Origin of the sequence: Methylotenera sp., from assembly GCF_029945705.1 — a bacterium.
Taxonomy (GTDB): Bacteria; Pseudomonadota; Gammaproteobacteria; order Burkholderiales; family Methylophilaceae; genus Methylotenera.
Window position 1 is genome coordinate 20,761 of record NZ_JAQSDC010000024.1, and the last position, 6,467, is coordinate 27,227.

The 6,467-nt window shown below is 39.3% G+C and carries 5 protein-coding genes; 4 read left to right on the forward strand and 1 reads right to left on the reverse strand.

All coding sequences use genetic code 11. From position 1 onward, the window contains the following. Window positions 1-146 precede the first annotated feature (146 nt). From PSU78_RS05745 to PSU78_RS05760, 4 genes are all read left to right on the forward strand, one after another. Window positions 147-680, forward strand: a complete 534-nt coding sequence (locus PSU78_RS05745; protein WP_300385570.1) for a hypothetical protein — start codon at window positions 147-149, stop codon at window positions 678-680. Between the two features lie 394 nt (window positions 681-1,074). Then, window positions 1,075-1,725, forward strand: coding sequence for an MOSC domain-containing protein (locus PSU78_RS05750; RefSeq protein WP_300385573.1), 651 nt, complete (start codon window positions 1,075-1,077; stop codon window positions 1,723-1,725). A 335-nt stretch (window positions 1,726-2,060) separates the two neighbouring features. Further along, a complete protein-coding gene (locus PSU78_RS05755; protein ID WP_300385576.1) occupies window positions 2,061-2,846 on the forward strand; it encodes an EAL domain-containing protein in 786 nt (261 codons plus the stop codon). A gap of 145 nt (window positions 2,847-2,991) precedes the next feature. Next, window positions 2,992-4,437 carry a diguanylate cyclase gene (locus PSU78_RS05760; RefSeq protein WP_300385579.1) on the forward strand — a complete coding sequence of 482 codons (1,446 nt, stop codon included), beginning with the start codon at window positions 2,992-2,994 and terminating at the stop codon, window positions 4,435-4,437. Between the two features lie 134 nt (window positions 4,438-4,571). Here PSU78_RS05760 and PSU78_RS05765 read toward each other — a convergent pair whose 3' ends face one another. Next, on the reverse strand, window positions 4,572-6,389 hold the full coding sequence (locus PSU78_RS05765; RefSeq protein ID WP_300385581.1) for a GGDEF domain-containing protein: 1,818 nt from the start codon (window positions 6,387-6,389) through the stop codon (window positions 4,572-4,574). Between the last annotated feature and the right edge of the window lie 78 nt (window positions 6,390-6,467).

Below are 6,467 nucleotides of genomic sequence, written 5' to 3' on the forward strand. Positions count from 1 at the left end.
TTAGCCTGACATTAAAAATGTTGGGCTTTTTTGTTTCTGCTATCTAGGCATTTTCTGCATCTAGAAAGATGCCGTAAACTAGGAGCAACTGAAGGTTAAACCTGACTTCTTGTTACTGATATGAATAGGCAAGTTATTGGATTTATATGAAAATCATTGTTTACATACTAGCCATGTTAATTGGCATTACATCTATCAATGCAGATGCTTTAACAAAAACTTCAAATAAAAAGAAGAGCAAGGTCGAGTCTAAAAAAATAACTCCAGTGGACCCGGCATATGTCATTGGAATTGGTTATCCAACAATCATAATGGCAATCAACTCAGTTAAAGAGCGCAAAGATACTGTTTTAAAAGCCAATAATAAGCCTTTCGGTTGGCAAGAGCGAGTTGGTCCTTGGTATGTTGTTAAAGAAGGAAAAAATATTGAATGGGCATTTACCGAAGGTGGGCATTATGCACACCCTAGTGTAATTAAACGAATGATAGACGTCGGCTCTACAGATCACTTGAATGTGGATATGGCGTTTCGGTGTGAGGCTGAGATTAAAACCGATTGTGTTAAATTATTAAGTGAGTTTAAAGAAGTTAATAAACTTATTAATAAAGTATATCAAAAGAAATTTATCACAAGTCCGGATGGCGAGGCTGTATGGAAGGGTGTTGATAGCCTGGAATAAACATAAGTGCCCAGTTGGACTCGAGTTAGGCGAGTCTAAAACACTAATAAATAAGTATTCTTACATTTCAAAAATCCGCGTGACATAGGTTCTATTCTCGTCCAGCGTCCTATTCTAAGCAATAAAAATAATTAGCCTGATATTAAAAATGTTGGGCTTTTTTGTGCCAATTGAAGCTTAAAAATAGCTACTAGGTAGGCGACAACTCAAAGAATTCTCCTCAGCAGTACTTTCAATCTTTGGCGCCCCCGTCACATCGAATACTTTCATTAATACTCTATATCTAAATCAAGTTATATTCAGCTTATACGTCATATCACGTATTTTATATATATATTTTGACGGCTAATATAGCCATATTTGTTTGGAAAATTTAATTGTGAAGCTACTCTCTGTGAACATTTCACCTCCTAAACTGGTGGAGATTGATGGTCTGCAAGTGCTGACAGCCATTAACAAAACTCCAGCAAAAGGTCGCGTTTGGCTTTCTAGATTGACTCTGGTGGGTGATAGTCAAGCTGATTTAAGCGTGCACGGCGGCGAACACCAAGCCGTTTACTGCTACCCTTTTGAACATTATAACTACTGGCAAAATCGCCTGAATTTATCTGATTTAACTTATGGCACTTTTGGCGAAAATCTTACCATTTCAGGTCTACTTGAAGAAGACATTTGTATAGGCGATGTTTTACAAATTGGTAATGCTGCAAATGGCCCAATAGTACAGGTAACCATGCCGCGGATTCCTTGCTTTAAATTTGGGCATAAAATTGGCTACCCTGATATTTTGGATGAGTTTTTACGTAGCGGCAAAAGTGGATTTTATTTGCGTGTTATTCAAACAGGTGAAATTGGCGCGGGTGACAACCTCACAGTGATAGAGCACGACCCAGAAGCCATCAATATTCGCACAACCTTAGGCATGCAAAAATTAGATGAAGGCGACGACATACTTTTAAATCGCGCCTTAAAAGTGACATCATTGGCGCCATTATTAAAGCAAATTTTTGAGGCTCGCCTAACGGAAAATGATAACGACTTATAGTAATAAATAATGATTTTCAGAGTTGTAATGCCTTCGTGTCAAAGGTTTGATTTTCGTCAAGGTGACTATTTGAAGTGATTTAGGCGGAGTCTCTACTTCGGTTTTTTTACACTATTTGAAAGTAAAAGTGATGCTAAAACTCTGAGTTTCCGAACTTGATTTCACCGTCCTACCACGTTGATTCCGTTAATAAAAAACAACTTACCTTAATGATTTAATAGGGAAATGTAGGTCTAATCCACGGTTGGATTTTATATTTCCACCTATATAATTTTCATATTAAATCTATGAGTATGTTTAATTTAATTACCGACACTTGTTGACTGAAGTTTACTATGCACAAATCAATTCAAACTATTGCGATTAATTCTCAATCCAGACCACATTCATGTTCAGGTTGCAATAACGAGATTGAGTTAGGTTTTGACTTTGAATATGCATTCCAACCAATCGTTAATATTAACGCTAAGACTATTTTTGCCCATGAGGCTTTAGTCAGAGGACCCAATGGCGAAGGCGCTCAATCCGTACTCAGTCAAGTCAACAACCAAAACACCTATAAGTTTGACCAAGCATGCCGTGTTAAAGCGGTAAAAACCGCTTCTGAAGTTAATTTAGAGGGGATGTTATCCATTAACTTTATGCCTAACGCGGTATATCGGCCTGAGCTGTGCATCCGAACCACTTTAGAAGCTGCCGAAAAATATAACTTTCCAACTACAAATATTATTTTTGAATTTACTGAGCAAGAGTTAATCGAAGATTCAACTCACATTTTAAACATTGTTACAGAATATAAAAAAATTGGATTTATGACTGCACTTGATGATTTTGGTGCAGGCTATGCTGGACTGAACTTTATTGCTGATTTTCAACCTGACCTTATTAAAATTGACATGGGTCTTATCCGTAATATCGATAAAAGCAAATCAAGACAATCGATTGTTAAGGCTACATGTCGTATGTGCGAAGAGCTAAATATCAAAGTAATTGCTGAGGGCGTTGAAACAAAGGAAGAGAAAGACGTCTTGGCGAGCTATGGTATTTTTTTATTTCAGGGGTATTTATTCTGTAAGCCGAGCTTTAAAGCTAGAGGACATGTCAATGAAGACTCATGGTGATAATTTAGCAATCGTCATTAAAATTAATTTTTTACTTGCCCAAATGTAAAGCTAGTTAATAACAACTTGGCACCTCAAAGTATTTGGTAATTTTTTTACTGTTATCATTCGAAGAATATTTAACTCGTTGTAAGTGGAATCAGCAATGAATGAATTTATAAATACAGAAGAACTAGCTAGGCTTGAAGCACTTCAAAAATATAATATTCTTGATACTGAGGCAGAGCCTGATTTTGATAATCTTGTCAGATTAGCAGTTAAGATTTTTAAAGTCCCGATGTCCACCGTCACCATTGTTGATGCTGATCGGCAATGGTTTAAGTCAGCCATTGGTGTAGATGTTAAAGAAACGCCTAGAGATATTTCCTTTTGCACTCATTCGATAGCGACTAAAAAGCCCCTCATCGTTGAAGATGCTTCTGAAGACATTAGATTTTCAAGTAACCCTTTAGTCACAAGCAAACCTAACATTATGTTTTATGCGGGCGTGCCTCTTCTTGATTCTGAGTCTAACGCGCTCGGCACATTATGCATTATGGGACATCATCAACGCGAGTTCTCTGAGGGTGATCTTGAGACACTTAAAATACTCGCTAACCAAACAATGCGGCTGCTGGATTTAAGAGCTGAGCGTAACAAGCTTAAATTGCTAGTAAGTAAAATTGAAAAAGTTAATATTGAGTTAAGTAACAGTGAGCAACGCTGGAAATTTGCACTTGAAGGTTCCGGAGATGGTGTTTGGGACTGGCATATTAAGACTAAAGTAACTTTATTCACCAAACAATGGAAAGAGATGCTGGGCTATGCTGAAAATGACATTAGCAATGATTTTCAGGCTTGGGTTTCATTGATTCACCATGAAGATGTAGACTTAACCTTACAGACGCTTAATAAGTATTTAAATAATGAGAGTGCACAATACTCGGTCGAACATCGACTATTGTGCAAAGATAAAAGTTGGAAATGGGTCTTATCTAGAGGCATGATTGTAGAGCATGATGAAATTGACGGCTCACCTATTCGGATGGTGGGAACACATACAGACATTACTGAACGCAAGAGATCTGAGGAGCTTATTTGGAATCAAGCTAACTTTGACTCGCTAACAGGCTTGCCTAATAGACGAATGTTTTTCTACAAACTTTCAGAAGAGATTAAACGCTCGTCAAGACTTCAATCTAAATTCGCACTAATGTTTCTCGATTTAGATGGCTTTAAGGGCGTAAATGATCAGTATGGTCATCAAGCTGGGGATTATGTGTTAATTGATGCCGCCAGAAGAATAAAAAGTAAAATTCGTGAATATGATACTTTCGCCCGTTTAGGTGGTGACGAATTCACTATCATCATGGGGCTTAAAGATGATATTAATGCTTATGAAAATGTAGCTCAAAATGTGATCAATGCCTTCAACCTACCATTTTTAGAAGTCGATATAAGTTGCAAAGTTTCAGTAAGCATTGGGGTAGCTATTTTTCCATATAATGGAGATACCGCTAATATGCTATTTAGTAACGCGGATAAAGCGATGTATAAAGCTAAGTCTAATGGCAAAAATGGATGGTATCAATCGCCATTTAACCCAGACTAATACTTAACAAATAATTGGACTACTCAAATATTGATCGAAGGTTAATACCTCTTGTATATTAAGTGTTTTATCAACTTTTCAATATCGCCAGTACCAACGTTTTTCTATACTAGTCACCTGAAGTTGATTGCAGCTTAGATGCTTGGCTCAGCACCAACCACTCGGTTACGCCCGCTTTGCTTGGCTAAATACAGCGCAGCATCGGCTCTAGGTAAAACGGCATCAATCCCCTCACCTGGCATACGCTCAGAGACCCCTGCACTAAACGTGATTAATACCCGCTCACTATTATGCATAAAAAAGTTTTTAGTCAAATCTCGCTGCACGCCAGTAATCACGTTAACAGCATCTTCTTGCTTTGAGCCTGGGAGCAAGATAACAAACTCTTCTCCCCCATAGCGTGCCAGCACGTCTGTGCTACGCAGTATGCTTTTTACTACTTTGGCTAAGTGTGCTAATGCCACATCGCCTGTGGAATGACCCATGGTGTCGTTAATTTTTTTGAAGTGATCAATATCAATCATTGCCAATGACAATGCCGTGCTGTGCCTATCCGCACGTTCGAACTCTCGCTCGATTGCCTCATCCAAGCCGCGTCTATTGAGCGCGCCTGTTAAAAAATCTTCATGTGCCACTTCACTAATGTAATCTAGCTTAGTCGTCAGCTCGTTGATTTTCCTTTCGGCTTCTTCTACTTTCTTTTGCGTATCTGTAAAGGCGGACTGCGACTGCTGCGCATCGGCATTCATGGTATGAATATCACCAGACAAACTTTTAAGTATGTCGTTAAGTTGCGTCATGTCTTCGGTTTCGGAGATTTGTTTTTGATATTCGGCAATCTTAATTTGGTAAGTACCCGTACTCTCAGTAATGTCTGCCAAGCCGCTGACAAAGGTGCTCATCATGCCTTTAAGCGTTTCTTTTGCCGCGATAAGCCCTGGTTTGAGGCTAGATTGCTTGAATATCAACTCTTTTAGGCTACTTTCAGCGCTATACACACTGTCTAAATTAAGTGGCTCAGAAATAATCTCTTGGACAATCGCAATCTGCCCATGCAGCCATTTATCTTCTAAGGTTAACTCACTCATGCTAGAAACTAATAAGCGCATCATTTGCACCAATGCATCTTGCATACGATGTTGCGAATCTGTTTGCATCTCCGCTCTCAATAAGGCCGACTTCAAAGACTCACTGACATCACTCACCTCCTCAATCGTATTAGATTTTTGAGCTTGTGCTATTAGCGCTTCTATCCTACTTATCGCTACTGGAATATCTGCAAACTGCGGAAGCACCACGAGTGAAATTGTTCTAATCAGCAAGTCACGCCATGCCATAGCCACCCTAAGTTGCGTATCTTCATCGACCATATGCATGGTACGTTTTTCTGGCGCGCTTTCCTGTGCGACAGATTGCTCCGCTTCAGCACTCACTGGCTCCGCAGCATCATTAACAATCATGACAGCCTGACCATCGCCCCATGAAGTTGCTAACGCCTGAATTTTTTGCCCAAGCTGATTGGGATCACTGGCAAAATTAATCAGGACACGACTCAGCCCTTCTTTTTTTCGGCTAAGCGTGATGCCGTTATGATTCAAATCTAGCTGCTTTAACAAATAACGTAAAAGTGTAGACCAATTCACGCTATCGTCATCGCCAGCACTTATAGGTAGCAAGCTGCGTATCTGATTTTCTAAATTTGCAGAATCGCGCTTCTTAACAAAAGTAGAAATTTTCTGAGCTGCCGCTGAATATTTAGGCTTATCTTTACCTAAGTCATTTAACACTTTGTCCAGTGCTTTACTGAGCATCGTGCCATTATCCTCTGCCTCTAAACCCGCAATCTCATTATAGACAAGGCGATAGTTATCCGGAGTCGGGGGACTCTGGGTTTTTGAAAGCTGCATTAATGTTTGGCGAGCCAACTCTAAGGGCGTCATTTTTTGTTCCATGTTTTGCCATCACTCAATTGAAAGAGTGACCCCTGTTGAATAAAGTGGACACTACCACTTCAGACAAGCTCTTCCTGT

What these genes read in the sequence shown, in the direction of transcription:
- PSU78_RS05765 (WP_300385581.1), bottom strand. Translation starts at nt 6,389, where the DNA reads ATGGAACAAAAAATGACGCCCTTAGAGTTGGCTCGCCAAACATTAATG.
- PSU78_RS05745 (WP_300385570.1), top strand. Translation starts at nt 147, where the DNA reads ATGAAAATCATTGTTTACATACTAGCCATGTTAATTGGCATTACATCT.
- PSU78_RS05755 (WP_300385576.1), top strand. Translation starts at nt 2,061, where the DNA reads ATGCACAAATCAATTCAAACTATTGCGATTAATTCTCAATCCAGACCA.
- PSU78_RS05760 (WP_300385579.1), top strand. Translation starts at nt 2,992, where the DNA reads ATGAATGAATTTATAAATACAGAAGAACTAGCTAGGCTTGAAGCACTT.